Source organism: Streptococcus sp. HMSC073F11, assembly GCF_001810785.1.
GTDB lineage: Bacteria > Bacillota > Bacilli > Lactobacillales > Streptococcaceae > Streptococcus.
The window spans coordinates 525,890-547,914 of record NZ_KV802698.1 but is presented as its reverse complement, the minus strand read 5'-3'; the positions used below and the strand labels follow the sequence as shown (position 1 = coordinate 547,914).

At 39.8% G+C, this 22,025-nt stretch carries 15 protein-coding genes and 1 pseudogene; all 16 read right to left on the bottom strand.

Annotation, left to right across the window (positions count from 1 at the left end; translation table 11 throughout):
- The coding region (locus tag HMPREF2764_RS09435; protein WP_148129372.1) for a sialic acid-binding adhesin at window positions 1–3,313 on the bottom strand (3,313 nt) is incomplete at its 3' end.
- 322 nt (window positions 3,314–3,635) lie between these two features.
- Window positions 3,636–9,503 (bottom strand): ZmpA/ZmpB/ZmpC family metallo-endopeptidase, encoded by a 5,868-nt coding sequence (locus HMPREF2764_RS09430; protein WP_070529162.1) that lies wholly within the window; start codon window positions 9,501–9,503, stop codon window positions 3,636–3,638.
- 2 nt (window positions 9,504–9,505) lie between these two features.
- Entirely contained in the window at window positions 9,506–10,069 is a 564-nt protein-coding gene (locus HMPREF2764_RS09425) for a TIGR01440 family protein (protein WP_033630008.1), read from the bottom strand.
- A gap of 109 nt (window positions 10,070–10,178) precedes the next feature.
- Window positions 10,179–11,870: a cache domain-containing sensor histidine kinase gene (locus tag HMPREF2764_RS09420; protein ID WP_070529156.1), complete on the bottom strand. Its 1,692-nt coding sequence runs from the start codon at window positions 11,868–11,870 to the stop codon at window positions 10,179–10,181.
- Window positions 11,867–12,604: a response regulator transcription factor gene (locus HMPREF2764_RS09415; RefSeq protein ID WP_070529153.1), complete on the bottom strand. Its 738-nt coding sequence runs from the start codon at window positions 12,602–12,604 to the stop codon at window positions 11,867–11,869. Before HMPREF2764_RS09415 ends, HMPREF2764_RS09420 begins: the two co-directional genes overlap by 4 nt.
- Window positions 12,605–12,674: 70 nt before the next feature.
- Window positions 12,675–13,787, bottom strand: coding sequence for a peptide-methionine (R)-S-oxide reductase MsrB (gene msrB / locus HMPREF2764_RS09410; RefSeq protein WP_070529150.1), 1,113 nt, complete (start codon window positions 13,785–13,787; stop codon window positions 12,675–12,677).
- 9 nt (window positions 13,788–13,796) lie between these two features.
- Window positions 13,797–14,360 carry a redoxin family protein gene (locus HMPREF2764_RS09405; protein WP_070529147.1) on the bottom strand — a complete coding sequence of 188 codons (564 nt, stop codon included), beginning with the start codon at window positions 14,358–14,360 and terminating at the stop codon, window positions 13,797–13,799.
- 13 nt (window positions 14,361–14,373) lie between these two features.
- Window positions 14,374–15,085, bottom strand: a pseudogene (gene ccdA2, locus HMPREF2764_RS09400) (thiol-disulfide oxidoreductase-associated membrane protein CcdA2).
- Window positions 15,086–15,248: 163 nt separating this feature from the next.
- Entirely contained in the window at window positions 15,249–15,800 is a 552-nt protein-coding gene (locus HMPREF2764_RS09395) for a GNAT family N-acetyltransferase (RefSeq protein ID WP_070529206.1), read from the bottom strand.
- A gap of 401 nt (window positions 15,801–16,201) precedes the next feature.
- Window positions 16,202–17,026 carry an ammonia-dependent NAD(+) synthetase gene (nadE, locus tag HMPREF2764_RS09390; RefSeq protein ID WP_070529144.1) on the bottom strand — a complete coding sequence of 275 codons (825 nt, stop codon included), beginning with the start codon at window positions 17,024–17,026 and terminating at the stop codon, window positions 16,202–16,204.
- Entirely contained in the window at window positions 17,023–18,483 is a 1,461-nt protein-coding gene (locus HMPREF2764_RS09385) for a nicotinate phosphoribosyltransferase (protein ID WP_070529139.1), read from the bottom strand. Before HMPREF2764_RS09385 ends, nadE begins: the two co-directional genes overlap by 4 nt.
- A 115-nt stretch (window positions 18,484–18,598) precedes the next feature.
- Window positions 18,599–19,087: a DUF6773 family protein gene (locus tag HMPREF2764_RS09380; protein WP_033685357.1), complete on the bottom strand. Its 489-nt coding sequence runs from the start codon at window positions 19,085–19,087 to the stop codon at window positions 18,599–18,601.
- On the bottom strand, window positions 19,077–19,550 hold the full coding sequence (locus HMPREF2764_RS09375; RefSeq protein WP_033685358.1) for a DUF6773 family protein: 474 nt from the start codon (window positions 19,548–19,550) through the stop codon (window positions 19,077–19,079). Before HMPREF2764_RS09375 ends, HMPREF2764_RS09380 begins: the two co-directional genes overlap by 11 nt.
- Window positions 19,540–19,749, bottom strand: a complete 210-nt coding sequence (locus HMPREF2764_RS09370) for a helix-turn-helix transcriptional regulator (protein WP_001107502.1) — start codon at window positions 19,747–19,749, stop codon at window positions 19,540–19,542. The genes HMPREF2764_RS09375 and HMPREF2764_RS09370 overlap by 11 nt, the downstream gene beginning before the upstream one ends.
- A gap of 349 nt (window positions 19,750–20,098) precedes the next feature.
- Window positions 20,099–20,509 carry a GNAT family N-acetyltransferase gene (locus HMPREF2764_RS09365; protein ID WP_080713142.1) on the bottom strand — a complete coding sequence of 137 codons (411 nt, stop codon included), beginning with the start codon at window positions 20,507–20,509 and terminating at the stop codon, window positions 20,099–20,101.
- A gap of 100 nt (window positions 20,510–20,609) precedes the next feature.
- A complete protein-coding gene (locus HMPREF2764_RS09360) occupies window positions 20,610–21,974 on the bottom strand; it encodes an amino acid permease (RefSeq protein ID WP_070479450.1) in 1,365 nt (454 codons plus the stop codon).
- Between the last annotated feature and the right edge of the window lie 51 nt (window positions 21,975–22,025).

Sequence of the window (22,025 nt, the reverse complement as noted above, 5' to 3'; positions counted from 1 at the left end):
TTGCTTTCAATGCGTCATCGATGGCTTGTTTTGCTGCTGGTTTGGCTACCGGCGTTGGAGTCACCGAATCTACTGATATTGCCCCAGCGTTTTTAGCTTGAGTTACTGCATCGTTTGTTGTCGCGTTGTCGATCGCTTGTTTCGCTGCGTCGGCTTTGGCTTTCGCATCTTCCTTAGCTTTGGCTTTTTCTTCAGCCGTTAAATCGTTATTGGAATCAATCGCGTCATTCTTTGCTTTCAATGCGTCATCGATGGCTTGTTTTGCAGCTGGTTTGACTACCGGCGTTGGAGTCACCGAATCTACTGATGTTGCCCCAGCGTTTTTAGCTTGAGTTACTGCATCGTTTGTTGTCTCGTTGTCGATGGCTTGCTTTGCTACATCTGCTTTGGATTTTGCGTCTTCCTTAGCTTTGGATTTTTCTTCAGCAGTCAAATCGTTATTGGCATCAATCTCTGCTTCTTTTGCTTTTAACGCTTCATCAACTGCATTTTTTGCGTCAGTTTTCTTTTGGCTTGCTTGCGGATTAACGCTTTCTACATCAGCAACGCCTGTAGTTTTCGCATTATCTACTGTTGAGTTTGTTGTTGCAGTATCAATATTATTTTTAGCCGCTGTTGCTCTTGCTTGTGCATCTGCTTTTGCTGCTTCTTTTTCTTCAGTTGTTAAATCATTTCTTGCATCAAGTTGTGCTACTTTCGCTTTCAGCGCGTCTTCGATTGCTTTCTTAGCCGCTGGTTTCGCTACCGCTGTTGGCATTACTGAACTTACACTTGTTGTTCCTGCCGTTTGGGCTGAGTCCACTGCTACGTTTGTTGTTGCATTATCGATTGCTGTTTTTGCTGCATTCGCTTTTGCCTGTGCATCTGCTTTTGCTGCATTCTTCTCTTCTGTCGTTAAGTCGTCATTCGCATCGATGGCTGCTTCTTTCGCTCTTAAAGCTGAGTCAATAGCTGCTTTTGCCGTATTTTTCTTCGTTACTACAGGATTATCATTGCTAATCGCTGTTGTCCCAGATGTTTTGGCATTATCTAATGCTGCTTTTGTCGTTACCGAGTTATCATTAATTGCTGTTAAAGCTTTCGCCTTATCGGCATTAACTTTTTCGATTGCAGCTGCTTTTTCTTCTGCAGTTGCGTTTGTATTAGCATTAATCTCTGCAATTTTATCTTCAGCAGCCTTGTTAACCGCATCAATTGCAGGTTGTTTATTTAAACTTGTGAATTCTGATAAAGGTTTTGTATCAGTTGAACCATCTTTATAGGTCACAACAAGATTTCCATTAGCATCTTTTGTAATCGTAGAAATTCTTGTCGCCTGATTGTCTACAGCTTGTCCTCTCTTGCTAGTAAAATTAGCATCATCGTTAGTTTGAGAGTATTCGATTTTTACTTTTTCTTTAATTTTTTCAAATTCGTCAGCCGTAACATTCGCTGGATCTACTACACTAACTGTTCCTTCTGGAGTCTTAATATCATATTTAGTAGTTTGATTTTTTACAACAAATTCAACATAACCTTCAATTTTTTGACGTTCTGCAGGATTAGTAGTTGCATTAATTCTTCCGTTAAAAGGTGCACTTTCTCCATTGTTGTCATCTTTTGCAACGATAACACTTGTCCATTTTTTCCCAGCAGTTAAATTCGTTGTTCCAGTCATTTTAATGGTTGCTGTCTTCTTATCTTCAGAAACAGAACCCGCTCCGCTTGTTACTGCGCTATCAACAATATTCCCTACTGCTAAACCAAAACTAGTTGCATTATTATAGTTAATGTCACCAGGGCCACGAAGTTTTAGGTCCTTAATCTTAGACTCATCCGTTGCAGTAAATGTTAGGTCTGTCTCTTCTCCAGAATAGATATAAATATTTCTGTTCGCTTCGTTTGAATACGGTAGATTAACAACCGGCGGAACATTTTTTTGTACAATTTCACTTACTGGTTTTGTCTTCGTAGAACCATCTGTAAATGTCACAACGATATTATTCCCAACGATATTAACCGATTGAATAACATCCTCTGGGTGTTCTACTAAAGTTCCACGTCTATCAGCAAATCGTGCATCTTCGTTTGTTGTTGAATATTCTAATTGAATACTATCTTTGATTTTCTTTAAATCTTCTGCTGTAGGATTTGTCAAACTAGTTACAGAAATCTTTTCATCTGTAGGTTGAGATCTTAAGGCGTATTTTTTTGCTTGAGATTTTAATACTAAGTAGAAATATCCTGGATCCGTTATATCCATACCTTTTTTAAGATTTTCTCTACCTTGGTCATCAACTACTTGAACATAACGAGTACCAACATTAAGCGTTTGAGTCTCTTGTTTTGTATAATCTCTGTGTTTTTTCAGCACATCATTTGGACGACCTGTAATGACGATTTTCGCAGGATTTGCTTGACTCGCAGCTGATATTACACCTGCTGTTTCCGATCGATTTATTACGGTAGCAGTAAACCCGTATTGTATATCTAAATCATTTTCAGTCCCTGCTACATTAGCGAATCTCTGTCTCGATCCTTGCTTAATCGTTGCATAGCGAATTTTTCCAGTTTCAGAATAAACTGGAATTTCTAATGAAAAATGCTCTTCGTTATAGATATAGATTTTCTTCTCAGCTGGAATCGAGAACGTGAAATCTACCTTTGGATCTTGATTGACAGCTGCACGGAATGTTGTATCCTTTTCAATTTCACTTCCATTACGCGGATCATTGGCACCAGTATTTTCAATCGCATTTGATTCTGATGGTTTCTCAGTATTCTCAGCTTTGATACCAACTGTTTCTTTACCCTCAGTAGTATCTGTTGAAACAATTTCTTTTTTCTCAACCGGCTTATTTCGTAATTTTGAGTTAACAGCAGTAACCAGTTTTTGATAGGCACTCGTCAATTCTTCTTGACTGCTTGCGCTCGCTAAAGTTGCTTTGGCATTTGCTAACTCAGCAGCTAGACTCGCTACACTTTCCTCTGTCTTATTAGCGTAGGCTCCACTTGAAATCTTACCTTCAATTTTACCAATATAATTTGCAAGTTGACTTTTATCTAGTTCTGGTTTACTATTTTTCGGCTCACTGATTTTGGACTCACTCTGATTTTCAGTCTTATCCCCACCTTCTTGAGCCAACTCTACTTTACTAGAAGACTCTTCAGTTACTTTCAATTGATCCGCTGCAACTGCTCCATTTCCTAAAAACATTAAAAAGGCAGCAACCGCTACACTCGCTGCACCAAAACTATATTTACGAATGGAGAAACGCATGATCTTTTCTTTTCTCTGATTCTCAAGGGACTTATCAGAAAGCTTATTCTTCATTTATAATATTTCCTTTTCTCTCATCTATATACACATTATATCATATTGAATTTTATGCGTATTTACAAATTACTTTATATTTCATTTTATAATTTTTAAGCTATTTTTGCAAGTTGTTTGAACTAGAACAGAATCCATAAAACAAAGCGCAGACTGACATTTCATTTACTTTTTGAAAATCTATTTTCTAGTATTTTGGTTATAAATATATTCAATAATTATACTGGAAAATGAACATTTAAGAACTGCAAGAACATCAAAAAAGGTAGATCCAGTCAAGATCTACCTTTTTATCATTTTATGGCTATTAAATTACTCTTGATTATGCTTTAGTGAATAAATCACCAGCAAATCCATCTGATTTCTGCAAGAGTTGTTTGTAAACTTTTTCTTTGAGTGCAACTGTTTGGTTTGAATTACCCGCTTTAAGGTCATTTTCAACAGCTTTGTTGAACAATTCTTGGAGTCCTGCATAAGTTGAAATTTTCTGTCCGTCGATTTCAATTTCGACAAATCCTTTTTCTCCTTTAGCTTTGACTTCCTTGAACCATTCTTTCTTCCACTCTTCTAGTGTGTGGAATTTACCACCAGACACTTTCTCAATGATAAAGTCATCACCAAGACCCGGTCTACCAGCTGCTTTAGATTCTTGTTTATACTTGTTTGAAGCATATCCGACAAATCCATTGACATATCCGAAGTAACCCCACATACGGAATGTATTATGTTTGAACGAGATAGAACCTACAGCACTTTGACTTGTATTACCACCGTAAATTCCAGCCATCATACTTACAGTTTGATATGCCGTATCAAAACCTTCAGCACGATAATGTTTATTACCAGGCATATTATGCTTAGTCACGTAATTACCATCTACAAGGTCATCAATGCTTGTCAATTTCTTCTTGTTCTCCGCGTCATTTAGGTCACGAAGTAAATCCCATTGGTGTGGTTGTCCAACTAAACCATTTCTATCAGCTTTCTCACGCCATTTTTTGTCCATCTTCTTGAACCACTTGTTGTTGTCACCATCATTCTTCGCGATAACGGCATCCGCTTCTAAATGGTCGAGCATCATGAGCGCTTCATTATAGTTTTTCATGTAATGGTCGATAGCTTCTCTACTATCTAATTTATTTGGATCATAGTTGTACCATTGTTTACCATCGTTTTCACGTTTATAAGCCATGTTAAGACCTAGTGCACCGTAGTCACCATTCGAACTTGATACAGCTGGAGATTGTAACATTCCTTGAGCAAAGGCTTCAACGTCTGTACCCTCACGATGTCCCCAACCACCTAAGTAAGCCATACGGTCATTGATATGCGTTGTTTCATGAGTAAAGGCTGATGTACCAAAATCACTAATCATACTTGACCAAATATAGTACACGGCTTCTGAGTTTTGAGGTCTATCAAAGATATATGCGTATGCACCCATGCCATTATCACCGTGCCACTTACCAGTTGGACCATAGAACTCACGAATTGGAGCATAATCACCATTCTTCGTGTGACCCATTCTATCAACCCATCCACCTGGCGCACCATGGTTATCCCAGATAGCCGATGGAACCATGTTTTCAGATTTCAACAACTGATTACGTACATTATCAGCCGCCAAGCGAGACCAGAAGTCTAAGTAGTTGATTTGTTCTTGTGCACGTAAGTCGATTTCTTTCTTGAATGCTTCACGTTCAGCTTCTGTATTCTTACCATATTTCTCAAACGCACTAAATGCTAGTGTATTGTATGTTGAAATCAAGAACATATGAGCTTTCTTCGTATTAAGAAGTGGTAGGATATAACGTCCATGCTCACCGTTATTAAGGTTTTCATACAAATGATATTTTTTATTAGCAAACGCAGGGTTTGAGGATTGCTTCTCAACAATATAGTTAGTATTTGATACAGCCTTCTTATACCAAACATTCATATCAGTATCTTCTGTAAACAACTTCATATTATATGTTAAAAAGTCATTTAAGTTACCTTTACCTGTTGCTCCCGCAATCACATCACGATAAGCATCTTGAGTTCGGTCACCTTTTAAGTTTTTCTCACTAGAACCAATTTGAATCAATCTATCGATAACACTAACATTCTTACCATAGAAATCAGGTTTGAACATCATAAGGTCTTTAATACTCATATCATTGTATTTAAATCCATAATAACGATTTAAATAAGTAAGAGCCATCATTATTTTAGCTTTGGTATCTTCTACTTTTTTAAGAAGAGCTTTCATGGCTGCTTCGTCACCGTTTAATTGATGGTCTTCGTTTTCGACTAAAGCTTTGACTAATTTATCTAAATTAGCTTTCGTTTCTTCAAAGCTTTCTTCAAGGAACAAGTTACGAATGTAGTTGTTCTTATGATTTTCACTATTCTCAGCTGGTTTATTACGTTTATCCATTAAGTCACGAACTTCTTGTGAAATTAATTGAACACTATCTAATTTCGTTTTAATCTCACTGATTAGTTGAGTACGGTCTTTAACTACCATATTTGGTGTGTAAACTACATCACCTAAATCTGTAATATCGTATTCTTTTACTTGTTCTACGTTTGACGTAGCTTTAGCTGATACAGGTTTTTCTTCTTTCGTACCATCAGCGTAATGAATCATAATATGATCAACATCAGATAAGTCCGTTACAAATTGTCCATCTTTCATACCTGTTACAGATAATACTTCTGTAGTTAGTAATTTAGAGCCTTCAGTAATTTTATTTCCTTGATTGATAATCCACTCTTTATTGTAGAATGGTTGAAGTTTCTCAATATTACGGTATGCAAGTTCACGATCTGCATTATAATCTTGAATCTCTTTATAAGTATCAGATTTTGGTTTAACTTGGTTTAGTTTATCTTCCACAAGTGGAGCAATTTCGAATTTATCAGCTGTAATTCCGAATGATTCTATTTTTTTGTTAGCTTCTTCTAAGCTGATTTCTTGGATTCGATTACTACGAGAATATTTGAATGAACGTTTTCCTTCACTCACACCTGTAACAACATAGTTTCTATCAATCCAATTATTTGTAAAGTATCCATCATCATCAACAAGATCTTTGGAACCATAGAATTCCTCACCATTTTCAACTTTCATCATTGTAACAGTATCAAGAACTCGACCCCATGGATAGTTTTTACTAATGAAACCACCAACTTCAACAGGCGTTTTTACCTTAATAGTTCCTTTAACGACAGATTGGCTAGTAAATGCATATTTGTTAACCCCATTTCCATCGTAACCATTATCTGTTCTAGCAACAAGACCACCAATACGAGCTTTATTTGCTACAATATCAGCATCAACATAGGCTTTTTTAATATTCCCTTTCCAAACTTCTCCAGAAATACCGCCCATATCCCAGCCTTTATCGCCAACACCAGTAACTTTACCAACAAAGGCAACATTTTGTAATAAACCACCAACGTCCACTTTGTTTACAATACCGGCAATACCATCTTTACCAAGGATGCTACCAGTTACCTTAACATTTTCAACTGTGGCATTTTTAGCTACTCTTGATAGTGCTGAAATATTTTCAACCCAAGGCATATTAATATTAACATTACCTAAATTAATGTTATTAATTGTACCACCTTCGACATTATCAAATAACTGACGAGCCATATTGTGAATTGTATAATGTTTTCCATCGACACTTGTTAAAGTTCCGCTGAATTTACCAGGTACATATTGTTTATTTGGAGTTGGTACGTTAGCAGCATTAAGGTCTGCACCAAGTTTAAAAGTACCACTTAGGTTAGCTTTCATTGCTGTTACCAAGTCATTAAAACTATAATATACATCACCTTCGTGTGCTTTTTGTTTTTCAAAGTAATGAACATACTCTTCACTGAAAGTATCATCTGCTCTACGTTGAACTAAGTCTGGAGCTTTCGCTACAACTTTGTACAATGTTTTCCCATCAACAACAACTTCTTCAACAGAACTTACTGCAAGTCTTGTTGTCTTATTATCATGCGTTGTTACACGTAAATATAATGGAGCAACATCTGTTGGCTTTTCAGTTAATAAGCTCTTATCTGTTTCGTTTCCTTCAGCATCTACACTCATCAAACTTGTTTCTTTGATGTTCTTGATTTCAACTTTTTTGAGGTCTAACTGAATTTGTTTATCTTCTAATTTCTCAGTTTCTTCGCCTTCTCCACGATCATAAACCATCGTAGTAGATAGAGTGTATCCTTGATAATATTTCAATTTATCTAAAGTCGCGTTTAAATTATTTTCAGATACCGTTACTTCTTTTACAAGTTGTCCATCTTTATCTTTCAACGCTAATTTGATTGATTTGATTTCTACTCCAGCTGGTTTATTTAATGTATAACTAGCTGTTGCGCTCTTCTTCAAAACATCTTTTTCAGTATTTGCCCATTGTAAGGTTGGTTTTTCTAACCCTTTTGTACCTTTTTTAATAATTTTATCTTGAGGTTGTAAGATAACTTTTTCTTCTACTGTTGGAGCATCGCTTGTTTTTTCTCCGCGAATTGTTTTATACGTTTCAATAATTTGTTTCTTACCGTCTACACCTTCTTGAGCAACTGTAGTTGTTCCACGTTTTAAAGTATCATCCTCTTCTGTTTTTGTTTCAAAAGGAATGACTTCTTCTCTTGTTTCAACTTTTGTTCCTTCAATTGGTTTTGTTCCTTTTTTAACGACTTTAGAAACGGCAGGAGTTTTCACTTCTGTAGTTGTAGAAAGAACTTTATCTGTCTCTACACCTTCCACTGTTTCATAAGTTGTTTTCGTAACTTGAACTCCTTTAGTACCTTGACGTTCAACTACTGCTTCATCCACATATTTTGTGTCATCAGGAACTACTTCTGTTGTGAAATCTAGTTCACTTTCAGTAGACTTTTCAACTGTACCAGTTGTTACTTTATATTCTGGATTTGCTGGTTGCTCTGTAGCTTGACCTTCTTTTCCTAGTTCTTGTGTTCCCTTAGTTGAAACTGCTTCTGTATATTCAGGAAGTTCTTGCTGTACTAAAGCTTGACCTTCCTCTTGAGTTCCTTTGGCTTCTACTGGAGCTTCTGGTAATTCTGGCTGCGTTAAGGATTGGCCTGCCTTACCTTCTTCTTGTGTACCTTTAGCTACTTGGTGACTTGGTTCGGCTTGTGGTGCTGGAGTTGGGGCAGGTTGCACCTCTTTCTTAGTTCCGACTGCAATGACTTGCGACACAGGATTTTGAACTACTTGGTCTTCGATGACTTCTCTAACTTCTTGACCGTTGACCATCGAAACTTTGCTTACAAGGCGACGCTGACCATTTACTCCAGCTGCGACGATACGAGTCTGTCCTTCTGCTAGATTCGCATCTGGATTTGTGACTGTTTCAAACGGAATCTCCACCAAGCTCTCTTCCTGTCTTGTCTGAGGTTTCTCAGAAACTGGTTTTTCTTCAACCGCAGGAGCAACTGGAGTTTCTACTACAGGTTTTTCAACGACAGTTTCCGGAGCAACAGCAGGTCTTTCTTGAACGACTTCTGTTTTCTCGATTTCTTTTGAACTTTGCTTTTCTACTGGCAACTGAGGCTGTTCAGCTGAAACTGGTCTTGATGGATGGAGTTCTGCTTCCTTAAAGTATCCAATGTATTCATAGCCATCAATGTAGATAATCCCTTCAGCTAAGCCTTCATGTGTAGAGGCTGAAATAGTTTGGTTATAAGAAAGTAATTCTTTATTTTCAAACGCAAATGTCCCATAAGGTACAAAAGTGCTAGCTCCTAAAGAACCAATCAAGAGAACACCTAGAACCTCTTTGCGACCTTTTTTGGACACCAAAAAGACTGCTAGAGAAGCCGTTGCCAATCCAAGACCTGCCAAAGCAAGCTCCTTACTTCCTGTGTATGGAAGTTGTTGACTGTTAGTCTCCTTCTTGCGATAAACTACATAAATAATATCTTCATCTTGAAATTCTGTAGGAACCTCATGGTGAATCAAGGCTTTTTCAGACTCGGTTAATTCCTGCTCCGCCAGATAACGGTAATGCACAGTATGAACACCACCAATTTCATTTGCTTGCACCTTATCTACTAAAAGGGTACTGGCACCAAAAAGGAAGGCCCCGATAGCTACAGGACCTACCCCAACAGTGAGCTTACGAATCGAATATTTGGTAATTTTTTCTAGTTGTTGTTTTGTCTTTTTCATTCTCACGACTTTCTGATAGAATCTTCTGGATAATGCGCACGCGCACCTCCGATTAGTTTGGGACGACTTGCAAGAGCCGTTACATGGGCATGCCCAATTTCACGCAGTGCAGGGCGAATTGGTACTTGAACATGCTTAACATGCATGCCAATCGCAGTATCTCCGATATCCAATCCAGCATGGGCCTTGATAAATTCAACCTCAACTGGATCCTGCATAAACTTGAAGGCTGCCAACTGACCCGAACCTCCTGCATGAAGTGTAGGAAGGACACTGACGATTTCAAGACCAAACTGCTCTGCCACCTGACGTTCAACGACGAGGGCTCGATTGACATGTTCACAACCTTGAACAGCTAGATGAATTCCTTTTTCCTCTAGGATATCTAGGATGGTCTTCACGATGATTTCACCAATTTCTTGGCTGGATTCCTTGCCAATCTGACCACCTATCACCTCACTAGAAGAAAGGCCCAAAACAAAGATAGCCCCTTGCTTCAAATTAGCCTTGTCTATTATATCTTCTACAATCTGGCTTGTTGCTCTTTGAATGTCTTTTTTCTTCATACTTGATACCTCTTTTGTCACTATCTATCATATCTTTTTTTACTGATTTTATCAAGGCCAACTAATCATTCTGATTTTTAAAAGCAAAACTCCCAGAATAGACTGGGAGTTAGCTAATTTCTATTTTATTAATGTATATTTCAACCGTCGTCCCTTTTGAGGGTACAGAATTGATCTTCATCTGGTAATTGTCTCCAAAATGAAGTTTGAGCCGTTGGTCAACATTTTGAAGGCCAACTCCCCCACGTTTGAGCTGACTTTGACTGCTATCGCCAGGATTTTGGAAACCAACGCCATCATCCTCAATGCGGATGACAAGCCCTGTATCCTGTTTCTGAACAGAAACTTTAATATGTCCCTGACCTTCCTTTTCCTTAATGCCATGGTAAAGAGCATTTTCTACCAAGGGTTGTAACACCAACTTGGGCAAGACTAGCTTATCAAAAGTAGAATCTTCATTAATCTCATAGTTCAACTTATCCCCATAGCGTTGCTTTTGGATAAAGAGGTACTGGCGGACATGATTGATTTCATCAGAAAGAGAAATCAAATCCTTGCCTTGATTGAGCGCCAAGCGGAAATAGGTTGCCAAAGACTTGGTCACCTGAACCACTCGCTGACTATCCTGAAACTCAGCCATCCAGATAATAGTGTCCAAAGTATTATAGAGGAAATGGGGGTTAATCTGGCTTGATAAAGCTTGAAGTTGGTACTGACGGGTCGTTTCTTCCTGCCTGCGAATATCTGCCATCAACTGATCAATCTGATCCAACATGGCATTGAACTGACGAGTCACTTCTCTCAGTTCATGGGCACCAGTTTCCTTGGCACGAAGATTCTGATTACCAGAAGCAATCTCCAGCATGGTTTCTCTCAAGTCATTCAGAGGAGCAATCCAGCGTTTAAGACTAAGCCACACCAAGCAGAGACAGGCAAGAAGAGATGTGAAACTAGCCCCAAGCAAGGTCCACATGAGTTGACTCCTAACCCGGTCTAACTTCTCCAACGAAGACACGCCAAGCACCGTCCAATCAGTTCCTGCTATCTTTTCCTGACTGACGTAGGACTTGTGATCTGGAGTATAGCCCTGCCCTGTATCAATATAGGGTTTCATGGCCTCCATTTCGCTAGACGAACTATAAACTGTGTGTTGAGGATGGTAAACAAATTCATGGTTTTCATTGATGATAAAGGCAAAACCCTGCTGACCCAACTGAAGTTGATTTAGATAGGCTTCCAGAGTTTCGTAGGAAATATCCAAGCGAAGCACGCCAAGATTGCCCCCCTTTGCATCAAGAAGTTCTTGGGTGACAGAAATGACCCACTGACTATCTGATTTACGAGCTGGAGTCAAAACGGGCATGGCTCCCTGATGAATAGCCTTTTGATACCAATCCTCAGCCATCATATCAGAAGAAGTTTTCATCTGCACACTGTCATCTGTAGAAATGACCTGACCGGATTTAGTCACAAGCACAACAGTTTTCAAGTCCTGGTCTGCCTTCAAGATAGTCAAAAATAGATCTCGAATTCCCTTGACCTTGTCTTGACTGGGATTCTCAGAATAGGCTAGGACATCTGCCTGCTGGGTCAAACTAGTCGAGGTGGTTTCTAATTTTTTGATATAAGACTGGATAAAGTGGCTAGTCTGACTGATAGTCGTTTGGCTATTGCCCTCAATAGTAGCCTCAATGGCTGAAGAACTAGATTGATAGTAGAAAGTCCCAACCAGAGCTAGGAGAATGAGAAAGACCAGAAAGATGGAAATAACCATTCTGACTAGGAGAGAAGAACGCTTCATCGACCTTCCCCCTTCTTAAACTGACGAGGTGTCACACCTGCAATCTGTTTAAAACGTTGGGTAAAATAGTTCATATCTTCAAAACCAACCTTCTCTGCTATCTCATAAATCTTCAGATTTGTAGTTAAAAGCAAGAGCTTGGCTTGTTTGACACGTTCTCTCACCAGATAATCCTGAAAAGGCATGCCCAATTCTTTCTTAATCAAAGAACTCAGATAAGTCGGGCTAAAGCCCAAGTCACTAGCCAAAGACTTTAAACTAAACTGGTTATCAGCCAGATGAGACTGGATTTTCTGAGCCATATTTCCCTCAAACTTATCAGTCAATAGATCTTGTAATTGCTCTTCCTTTTCTTCCTTATCCAACTTTTGCTTGATTTTCCCCAACATTTCCTCAATATCCTGACGAGAAAAGGGCTTAAGCAGGTAGTCATCCACACCGAGTTTGACAGCAGACAAGGCATAATCAAAATCATCGTAGCCTGTCAAAAAAACTAGATGAACCTGAGGATAGGTTTCTCGGACCAGACTGGCCAACTGGATGCCATTTAGCTGAGGCATGTTGATATCAGTTAAAATGATATCTGGCACCTGCTTTTGTATCAATTCCCAAGCCTGCCTTCCATTTTCAGCCTGACCGATGATTTCCATATCATAGGCTGCTACATTGACCAGCTTGGTCAAACCTTGCCTTACCAGATATTCATCTTCTACGATTAAGATTTTATAGGTCATGCTTCTCTCCTTTGCCAGTTACTAGTATCAGTATAGCAAAATTCTCCTCTAACTGCTTAGGAAAGCCCTCTTAATCAACATAATCTAGTAAATAAGCATAGCCTTTTTCTTCCATTTGATCTTTGGGAATAAAGCGGATAGAGAGACTATTAATACAGTAGCGCAAGCCACCCTTGTCTTGAGGCCCATCTGTAAAGACATGGCCAAGGTGAGAATCTCCGACTCGGCTTCTCACTTCCATGCGTGTCATATTGTAAGATTTATCTTCCTTGTAAGTGGCAACATCTGGACTGATTGGCTGGGTGAAACTAGGCCAGCCGCAACCAGACTCGAACTTGTCCTTTGATGAAAAGAGAGGTTCGCCAGTTGCCACATCTACATAGATACCAGATTCAAATTTATCCCAGTAACGGTTTGAGAAAGCACGTTCTGTTTGATTTTTCTGGGTAACTGCATACTCCTCAGGTGACAGGGTCTTTTTCAATTCCTCATCGCTTGGTTTGGGATATTTGCTGGCATCGATGACGGGATAGGCAGCCTGATTGACATTGATATGACAGTAGCCATTTGGATTTTTCTTGAGGTAGTCTTGGTGATAATCTTCCGCCACCACAAAATTCTTCAAGTTTTCCTTTTCAACTGCCAGAGGTTGATCGTATTTCTTAGCAACTTCATCAAAGACTTGGTTGATTACTTCCAAATCCTTTTCATCTGTGTAATAAACGCCGGTACGATACTGGGTCCCCACATCATTTCCTTGTTTATTTTTGCTGGTTGGATTGATAATGCGGAAGTAATGAAGCAGGATTTCCTTGAGGGAAATTTGATTAGCATCATAGGTGACATGGACAGTCTCCGCATGACCTGTTTGATTGATCAATTCGTACTTGGTTGTTTCCCCTCTACCATTTGCATAGCCTGAAACGGCATCTGTCACTCCAGGAACGCGTGAGAAGTATTCCTCCACTCCCCAGAAACATCCCCCAGCTAGATAAATTTCGTGCAAGTCTGCGTCGTTACTCACTTCTGTTTTTTTCACTGTTTTTCCTCCTTGGCTAACGGATGCTTTCTCGATTTGCGAGCTATTTGTCTGCCCTGCATTTCGCATCAATAGGAAATAGAAACCGGTTATGGCTAGGAGAATGACCCCTGCCAAGACAAACAATTTTACTTTATCATTCATAGCCTTTCTCTACCCCATTTCTTTCAATTCTTTCAAAATCATATCCTTATCCATAAAACCTGGTTGCGTTTTGACCAGCTTGCCTTCCTTGTCTATAAAGGCTTGAGTCGGATAAGAACGGACACCATAACTTTCCAAGAGTTTACCTGATGGATCAATTAAAACTGGAAAATTTTTATAATCCAATCCCTTGTACCAATTCTTAAAGTCCGCTTCTGCTTGTTCACCTTTGTGTCCAGGAGAGACCACTGTCAAAACTACATAGTCATCACCAGCATCCTTAGCGATTTCATCCGTATCTGGAAGGCTAGCTAGACAGATGGAACACCAAGAAGCCCAGAATTTAAGATAGACTTTCTTGCCCTTGTAATCAGATAAACGATAGGTCTTACCATCTACTCCCATCAGTTCAAAATCAGCGACTTCCTGACCTTTAGTCGCAGTTTTCGAACTAACTTGTTCTGTTTTGGATTGCTCCTTCATAGTAGACTCGTCTGACATGTTTTTAGTCGAACAGGCTGCCAAGCAACAAATTGAGCCTACTCCAAGGAGACATGTTTGCCATTTTTTCATTTCTTTTTCCTCTCTATTCAAATAATGTAGTCAAAATGGAAGCATTTCCCAAAAGCACCAAAATTCCCATGACGATAATGAGGAAACCACCCACTTTTTTGAGGGTCCCGAGGTAGGGATGCAGTTTTCGGAAATGTTTCAAAACATAGCTGGAGGCGAGAGCTAGAACCAAAAATGGTAGCGCCAAACCCAGCGTGTAAACCAACATGAGACCAGCACCCTGCCAAGCTCCTGAACCACCTGAAGCCGCCAAGGCTAAAACAGAGCCCAGAACTGGCCCTACACACGGCGTCCAAGCAAAACTAAAGGTTAACCCCAGTAAAAATGCCTGACTATAGCCGTTACCCTTTTGCCCCTGTCTCTTTAATTGTAGCCTTCTTTCCTTGTAAAGTCCCTGCAAATGTAAGACTTCCATCTGGTGCAAGCCCAAGAGAATGATAACCGCACCCGTCAACATACTGAAACCAAGAAGCATACAGCAAATTGCCTAAAAAACCAGCTCCATAACCCAGTAAGATAAAGATAAAAGAAATCCCCGCTATAAAGGCCAAAGTTCGCAATAAACTAACAAGTGAGATTGAAAATTTTCCACTAGAAGCCTGAGCATCATTCTTATAATCCAACAAGACCCCCGCATAGACTGGCAACAAGGGTAAAATACAAGGAGAAAAGAAGGAAAGAATTCCAGCAAGAAAAACACTAATAAAAAAGATTACATTGTCCATTGCCTTCCTCCATTCTTTGATTTGATATGTCTATTATAATTCCCAACTCTAAGAAAAAACAGGGACAATGATAGGGAAAAATAGGAATTTAATCAGTTTATTTAGAAATCTTGCACAAAAAAAGCCAGACAAGGTCTGACTTTGATAGAAACAGCAAAGAGAATCACCTGTCTTCCCTGCTTATCTGGTAATAAATAAGGTCCGCAACGTAGTCTTTTCTCTCCACACCATTGGCAATGGTTTTTAGATAAGACATTCCCGCTTTTTCCATCACACGGCCTGAAGCTAGGTTGAGACTAGCGTAACGAGCTCTGACTTTTTGAAAGCCTGCTTGAGTAAAACAGAAGTCTAGCACAGCTTTCAAGGCCTCTGTCATCATACCTCGGCCCCAAAAGTTTTTTCCTAAAACATACCCAATTTCACAACTTAAATCTTCCTCGTGCATTTCAACGATGCTGATATCTCCTATCACATGCTCAGGATCTTCTTTGAGACAAATGGCCCATTTGTAATAGTTGGGATTGGTATAGGATGCAACCCAATTTCGAATCGAGTTCCGAGTCGCTTCAACATCAGGATGAGGATCCCAGGTAACATAGATTAGATTCTCAGCAGACGAAGCCCAATTTTGAAACATGGCTTCCGCATCACTCTCCACAAATCTTCTCAAGATTAAACGTTCTGTCTGTAATATTTGCGTACCGATTGCTTTCATAATGTTACCTCGCTTTCTAAGCTTAAGGCTCAAGCTAAAAAGGTTCAACAGAACCTTCCTCGCCTATTTATTTCTAGACTCAGGGTAAAAAGACTATACTCAGTAACAGCTAGAAAACAAGTTTTTCATCTAGTTACTTGACGCAGTCGCTGTCTGGTTTGAAATGCGCTTTACCAAGCTTTTTCAACCCTAGTCATCGTTGCGGGGGTGAGACAAGGAAAATCGAACTCTTCGAGTTACCGAATCTTCTCTCACTTTTTTATTTCAAGGTGAGAGGCTAAAAAGGTCCACAGGACCTTCTTCGCTTTCTCATTTCTAGGCTCAGGGTAAAAACCTCCACTGGAGGTTATTCTTGCTCTCGAGTTTCAAGGCAAGAAGCTAAAAAGGTCCCCCGGACCTTTTTACTCCCAAAAGTGATCAAAGACGGTGATTGGTAGGTGGCGTTTGTGTTGGCCTTTATGCCACCAGTTTTCGATAGTCGCTTGGGCTTCTGGGCTGATTGTTTTTCCTTCTAGGTAGTCATCAATCTCTTCATAAGTGACTCCCAAGGCTACTTCGTCTGCAATACCTGGTTTGTCTTCTTCTAGGTCTGCTGTTGGGATTTTTTCATAAAGGGCTGGGTCTGCACCAAGCTCCTTCAAGAGTTGTTTTCCTTGACGTTTATTGAGGCGGTAAAGAGGGAGAATATCTGCACCACCGTCACCAAACTTGGTAAAAAAGCCTGTGATATTTTCCGCAGCATGGTCTGTTCCAATGACAGCTCCACTATGGGCACCCGCAAGGGCATATTGGGCAATCATACGACTACGAGCCTTGATATTTCCCTTGTTAAAGTCTGAAACAGGACTTCCTGTCGCTTCGACTGCAGCTGTCATGGCATCAGCTGATTCCTTGATATTCACAACAAAACTGACATCTGGCTGGATGAAAGCAAGGGCTTTTTGAGCATCTGCCTCATCTGCTTGCACGCCATAGGGCAGGCGGACAGCGATAAATTGGTAGCTGTCATCTCCTGTCTCTGCTCGCATTTCTTCCATAGCTAATTGCGCCAAGCGCCCTGCTAAGGTTGAGTCTTGTCCTCCAGAAATCCCTAGTACAAAAGTTTTAAGGAAGGGGTGTTTTTTCAAGTATCTCTTTAAGAAATCAATCGAACGACGGATTTCTTCCTGAGCGTCAATCACTGGCTTGACACCCAGTTGCTGGATAATGGTCTCTTGCAAACTCATTCTTCTTCTCCTTCACCAAGAGCTTCCTTGCGCATCTTGTCAATCAAGTCCATTTTGTCCTGCCAGATATCACGCGCCAAGTCCACTGGATAGTGCTGCGGATTGAGCACGCGTTTGTACTCATCCCAAAGTTTGTCAAATTCTTTGCGAGCATAGGACTGAATCTCAGTCAAACTAGGCAAGTTGTAAACTAATGTTCCTGCTTTGAAAATATCCACCAAGAGAGGAACGGCATCAAAATTTCGAACGGTCTTTTTGATGTAGGTATAAGTTGGATGGAACATTTTGATTTCCGTCATGTCACTCACATCCACACCATCATAAGTAATGTAGTCACCTTCTGACTTGCCTTTTTCACGACTGGTAATGCGCCATACCTGCTTCTTACCTGGCGTAGACACTTTTTCCGCATTATTAGACAGTTTGATGGTATTGCGCATCTGACCACTCTCATCTTCGATAGCCACAATCTTATAAACTGCCCCAAGAGCTGGCTGATCATAGGCTGTAATCAGCTTGGTTCCCACACCCCAAACATCAATCTTGGCCTTTTGCATCTTGAGGTTGAGGATAGTATTTTCATCCAAATCATTAGAAGCATAGATCTTAGCCTCTGTGAATCCAGCCTCGTCTAGTTGCTGACGGACTTTCTTGGAAATGTAGGCAATATCCCCAGAGTCAATCCGCACACCCATAAAGTTAATCTGATCACCCAGTTCACGCGCCACCTGAATAGCAGCTGGCACACCGATGCGAAGCGTATCATAGGTATCTACTAAAAATACACAGTCACGATGGGTTGACGCATAAGCCTTGAAGGCTTCATAGTCGTTTCCATAAACCTGTACCAAGGCATGGGCATGAGTCCCCAATACTGGAATACCAAAGAGTTTCCCTGCTCGCACATTGCTAGTTCCGTTGGCTCCACCAATCACCGCTGCTCGTGTTCCCCAAATAGCCGCATCCATTTCTTGTGCACGACGTGTCCCGAACTCCATCAAGGGTTCATCTTCAATAACCGAACGAATACGTGCCGCCTTAGTCGCTATCAAGGTTTGAAAGTTAACGATGTTTAAAAGAGCAGTTTCAACCAATTGACATTGGGCTAGAGGGCCTTCCACCTGCACAATCGGCTCATTAGCAAAAACCAAGTCCCCTTCCTGGGCAGAACGAACCGTCAACTCCAACTCGAGATTGCGGAGGTAGTCTAAGAACGCACCGTGATAGCCAAGCGACTCCAAGTAGGCAATATCGCTATCTGAAAAGCGCAGGTCTTCAAGATAACTCACAATTCTTTCCAAACCTGCAAAAACCGCATAGCCGTTCTTAAAAGGCTGCTGGCGGAAATAAACCTCAAAGACCGCCTTTTTATTGTGAATCCCTTGGTCAAAGTAAACCTGCATCATGTTAATCTGGTACAAGTCCGTGTGCAATGTCAAACTATCATCTGGATACATACTTTTCCTACTTCCTTAGCTAGAAACCCATAAAAATTTTCAAAAACTTTCATGTATTCCAATAAATTAGTACTATTATATCACATTTTAGCTGGATTGAGAAAAGAGTAACAAGCTATTCTCCACTCTCCAGTTCATCCATGTCTTGTTCAAACTTTTTCTGAGCCCATTCGCCATAACTTTTAAGGCCGAGATTACCGATAAAAACCCAAGGAAGGTAAATCAGATAAGTAATGACCCAAGCAGATAAGTATTTAACGTTCAAAGGATTGTGCTGATAAATTTCTATGTTGAATTGATAATTCTGCAACATCAAAAGAGCCGTAATAGCCAAGGTTAGGAAAAAACAACCCAAAATCGTAAAATGAAAACGACTATAGTAGGTCACTCCCAGATAACGGGCACGGTTAAAAAAGTAAAATATCCCTATGAAGATAACGATGAGCAGCATATTAGAATTAAAAAGACTTGGTGCTAATACTGCAATCATATAAGATAAAAGTAAGAAAGCTATAGAGATATAGAAACTTTCAGCCCCCGCTTTATTGATCAGTTGTTCTTCTCTTTCGTCTAGTAATTGATAATAAAAAAATCTATTTTTCATCTTCTTCCTCCCAAACTTGCTGATTTCTGCGATTCAAGTATAGGATAACTCTATCCATAGAAAAACTCCCAACGAGATAGATGATAACTGCTAGAACCACTTTTAGGGAGTACTTCCAAGTCAATAGACTGACCAGCTCCTCGCGATTGCCTATGATATCAATCAATAAAATCACTATAGAAAATCCCAAAGCAGATAAAATTCTTTCTTTTCCAGTATTCTCAACAATATCTCGAATATCAATTCCTACATACATGCGGCGAATAATGGCATACAAACCTACTCCAATCAATAAAAGTAATTCTGGTGAATAGGATAGAAGCGTTAAATTAAAAATATAAACTTTGGCAAAAATTTCCAGTGCTAAAAATAGGCACATTCCCAAAAGAATTTCTCCTGAAATCTTTCCATCCAATTTTTCTGTACGTTCATCTTTGATCACAAGTTTTTTTCTATTTTTCATCTTCTTCCTCCCAAAATAGTTGGTCTAATGTTTTTCCTAAGCATCTGCAAATGGACTGGCAGAGGGAGAGACTAGGATTGTATTTCCCAGCTTCAATCAAGCCTATAGTCTGCCTAGTAACGCCCACAGCTTCTGCCAAATCCCCTTGTGTTAAATCACGCTCCACCCGAGCTAATTTTAATTTTAAATTTTTAGCCACTAGCGTCCTCCTTCACATTCTTAAAAAGTTGCGCCTCTTTTCAACAACATTATATCATATATCTAACTTAATGCAATATATAAATGTCATTTTGTAAAATTTTATTAACAAAAAACTCTCTACCACAAAATAGAGAGTGTTAAGTTTAAATATAGGATTTCAAAATATCGACGACATCACTTCTTTTCTTAACCTTATAGACCTTGATTACCAATTTCTCAGCTGCGATTGTATTGTCCTCAATATCACCTAGAAAGACACAATTTCTAGATTCTAACTAGTATTTACCGAGAATCTCCTTCATACTTATGTCAAGCCCCCCTCTTTGATTTATGCTTTCATATTCTCCTTACAAATCCTTTTGGTAATAATATCTTTGCCCAATGTAGGGATAGTCTTGTAAGGTAAAGACTTCTTTGTAGCCATGCCTTTTATAAAAATCTGGAGCCTGAAACTGGTAGGTATTGACAAAAGCAAAACGACAATTTCGATTCTTAGCTTCATTTTCTGCTTGTTGCAGTAGTTTCGAACCAATTCCTTGTCCTCGTAGCTCCTCTTTCACAAACAAATATTCGATTTCCAGCCAATTTCCGAAAGTCTCAGCTATCAAACCTGCCAGGAGATTGCCCTTTTCATCTTCGACATAAAGATTAAGTGGCTCACTTTCAGCTTTTTCTCTTTTTGAACGATTATAAACACGAATCAGGTTCCCTATTTCTTGTGATTTATGGGATTCCTTATTTTCCAATCTAAAGTACATCCAAACCTCCTTAAAAACTGATACAGCTTGATTATAGTCTTATTTCAAAAGACTGTCAAACTAGCAAAAACCCACCAACCTGAGTTGATGAGTCCTTAATCTATTTTCTAAATTTCCACTGGCTATAAATCCCGAAACCGATAATCCAGATAGCTGAGCCGATTGCTCCTACAAAGGTAGACTCTTGTAAAAAGAGGGTTACAAAGACAAAGGCAAAGAAGAGCATGGTTAAAGGATTTAAGAAACGATAGTGGGGCATGAGGTAGCCATCTGCCATAAAGTCTGGTGACTTGCGGTATTTAAGGTGAGCCACCATAATCAAGATATAAATGGCGATATAGACACCTGATGATGATGCCGTAATCAAGGCAAAGGCATCCGAAACACCTGGCAAGACGTTGATAAATGCTGCTAGGGCAATCAAGATTGCTGAGGCAATAATAGCATTTTGTGGCACATTATGACGAGAAAGAGTATCTGCCTTGATCGCTTTTAAGAATGGATTTGGCGAATCATGGGCAATCTGGTACAAATGACGGCCTGTTGAGTAGAGGGTTGAATTAAGAGCAGATGCTGCTGACGTCAAAACGACGAAGTTAATCAAGGCTGCCGCCCACTTGATACCGGCCAATTCAAATACTGTTACAAAAGGAGAATCAGCCGATGCAAGCTCACGCCAGGGAATGATAGCCATGATGGCTAAGAGGGCACCACCGTAGAAAAAGGCGATACGCAAAGGAATTTCCTTAACGGCTTTTGGCAAGACCTGGCGTGGATTTTTTGTTTCTGAAGTTGTTACCCCGATAAACTCAATCATGAGATAAGCAAAGAAAACCATCTGGAAGGCCATGACAAAGTTCACTCCACCATTTGGGAAGAGGGAGAAATTGTCAGCAATATTAGCCAAACTTGCTACACCATGAGGCGTCTTAAAGCCTGTCAAGACCATAAAAACTCCTGTCGCAATCATAGCTAAAATAGCCACAATCTTGACCATAGCAAACCAAAACTCAACTTCCCCAAAGAGCTTCACCGCAATCAGATTGACCAAGGCTAGAATGGTTAAAAATCCAATCTCAATCATCCAACTTGGCCAGCTAGGAAACCAGAACTGAACGTAGTGAGAAATCGCAGTGATTTCCGCCATACCGATAAAGACAACGGATAGCCAGTAGGACCAAACTGAGAAATAACCCCAGCCCTTACCCAAATGGCGCGTAATAAAGTTGATAAAGGTATGTTGCTCAGGGTCTTGGTAGAGCATTTCCCCAACCGCACGCATCATGAGGAACATGAAAGCACCTGTAATCATATAAATCAGTACAATGGAAGGACCTGTTAGGCTGATAGAGCGACCTGCTCCCAAAAAGAGTCCTGTTCCGATTGTTCCAGCAATGGCCATCACCTGCACGTGACGATTGGTCAGACCACGCTCCATCTTATTTTTTTTCTTCTTTGAACTCATAACGTCTCCAATTCAATTTAATTTATACTCAATGAAAATCAAAGAGCAAAC

Excerpts from the sequence above, each read along its gene's own strand:
- HMPREF2764_RS09420 (WP_070529156.1), bottom strand. The coding sequence starts at position 11,870 with ATGAAGCGTTCTTCTCTCCTAGTCAGAATGGTTATTTCCATCTTTCTG.
- msrB (WP_070529150.1), bottom strand. The coding sequence starts at position 13,787 with ATGAATGATAAAGTAAAATTGTTTGTCTTGGCAGGGGTCATTCTCCTA.
- HMPREF2764_RS09380 (WP_033685357.1), bottom strand. The coding sequence starts at position 19,087 with ATGAAAAATAGATTTTTTTATTATCAATTACTAGACGAAAGAGAAGAA.
- HMPREF2764_RS09365 (WP_080713142.1), bottom strand. The coding sequence starts at position 20,509 with ATGTACTTTAGATTGGAAAATAAGGAATCCCATAAATCACAAGAAATA.
- HMPREF2764_RS09405 (WP_070529147.1), bottom strand. The coding sequence starts at position 14,360 with ATGAAAAAATGGCAAACATGTCTCCTTGGAGTAGGCTCAATTTGTTGC.
- HMPREF2764_RS09415 (WP_070529153.1), bottom strand. The coding sequence starts at position 12,604 with ATGACCTATAAAATCTTAATCGTAGAAGATGAATATCTGGTAAGGCAA.
- HMPREF2764_RS09360 (WP_070479450.1), bottom strand. The coding sequence starts at position 21,974 with ATGAGTTCAAAGAAGAAAAAAAATAAGATGGAGCGTGGTCTGACCAAT.
- nadE (WP_070529144.1), bottom strand. The coding sequence starts at position 17,026 with ATGAGTTTGCAAGAGACCATTATCCAGCAACTGGGTGTCAAGCCAGTG.
- HMPREF2764_RS09375 (WP_033685358.1), bottom strand. The coding sequence starts at position 19,550 with ATGAAAAATAGAAAAAAACTTGTGATCAAAGATGAACGTACAGAAAAA.
- HMPREF2764_RS09385 (WP_070529139.1), bottom strand. The coding sequence starts at position 18,483 with ATGTATCCAGATGATAGTTTGACATTGCACACGGACTTGTACCAGATT.
- HMPREF2764_RS09395 (WP_070529206.1), bottom strand. The coding sequence starts at position 15,800 with ATGAAAGCAATCGGTACGCAAATATTACAGACAGAACGTTTAATCTTG.
- HMPREF2764_RS09425 (WP_033630008.1), bottom strand. The coding sequence starts at position 10,069 with ATGAAGAAAAAAGACATTCAAAGAGCAACAAGCCAGATTGTAGAAGAT.
- HMPREF2764_RS09430 (WP_070529162.1), bottom strand. The coding sequence starts at position 9,503 with ATGAAAAAGACAAAACAACAACTAGAAAAAATTACCAAATATTCGATT.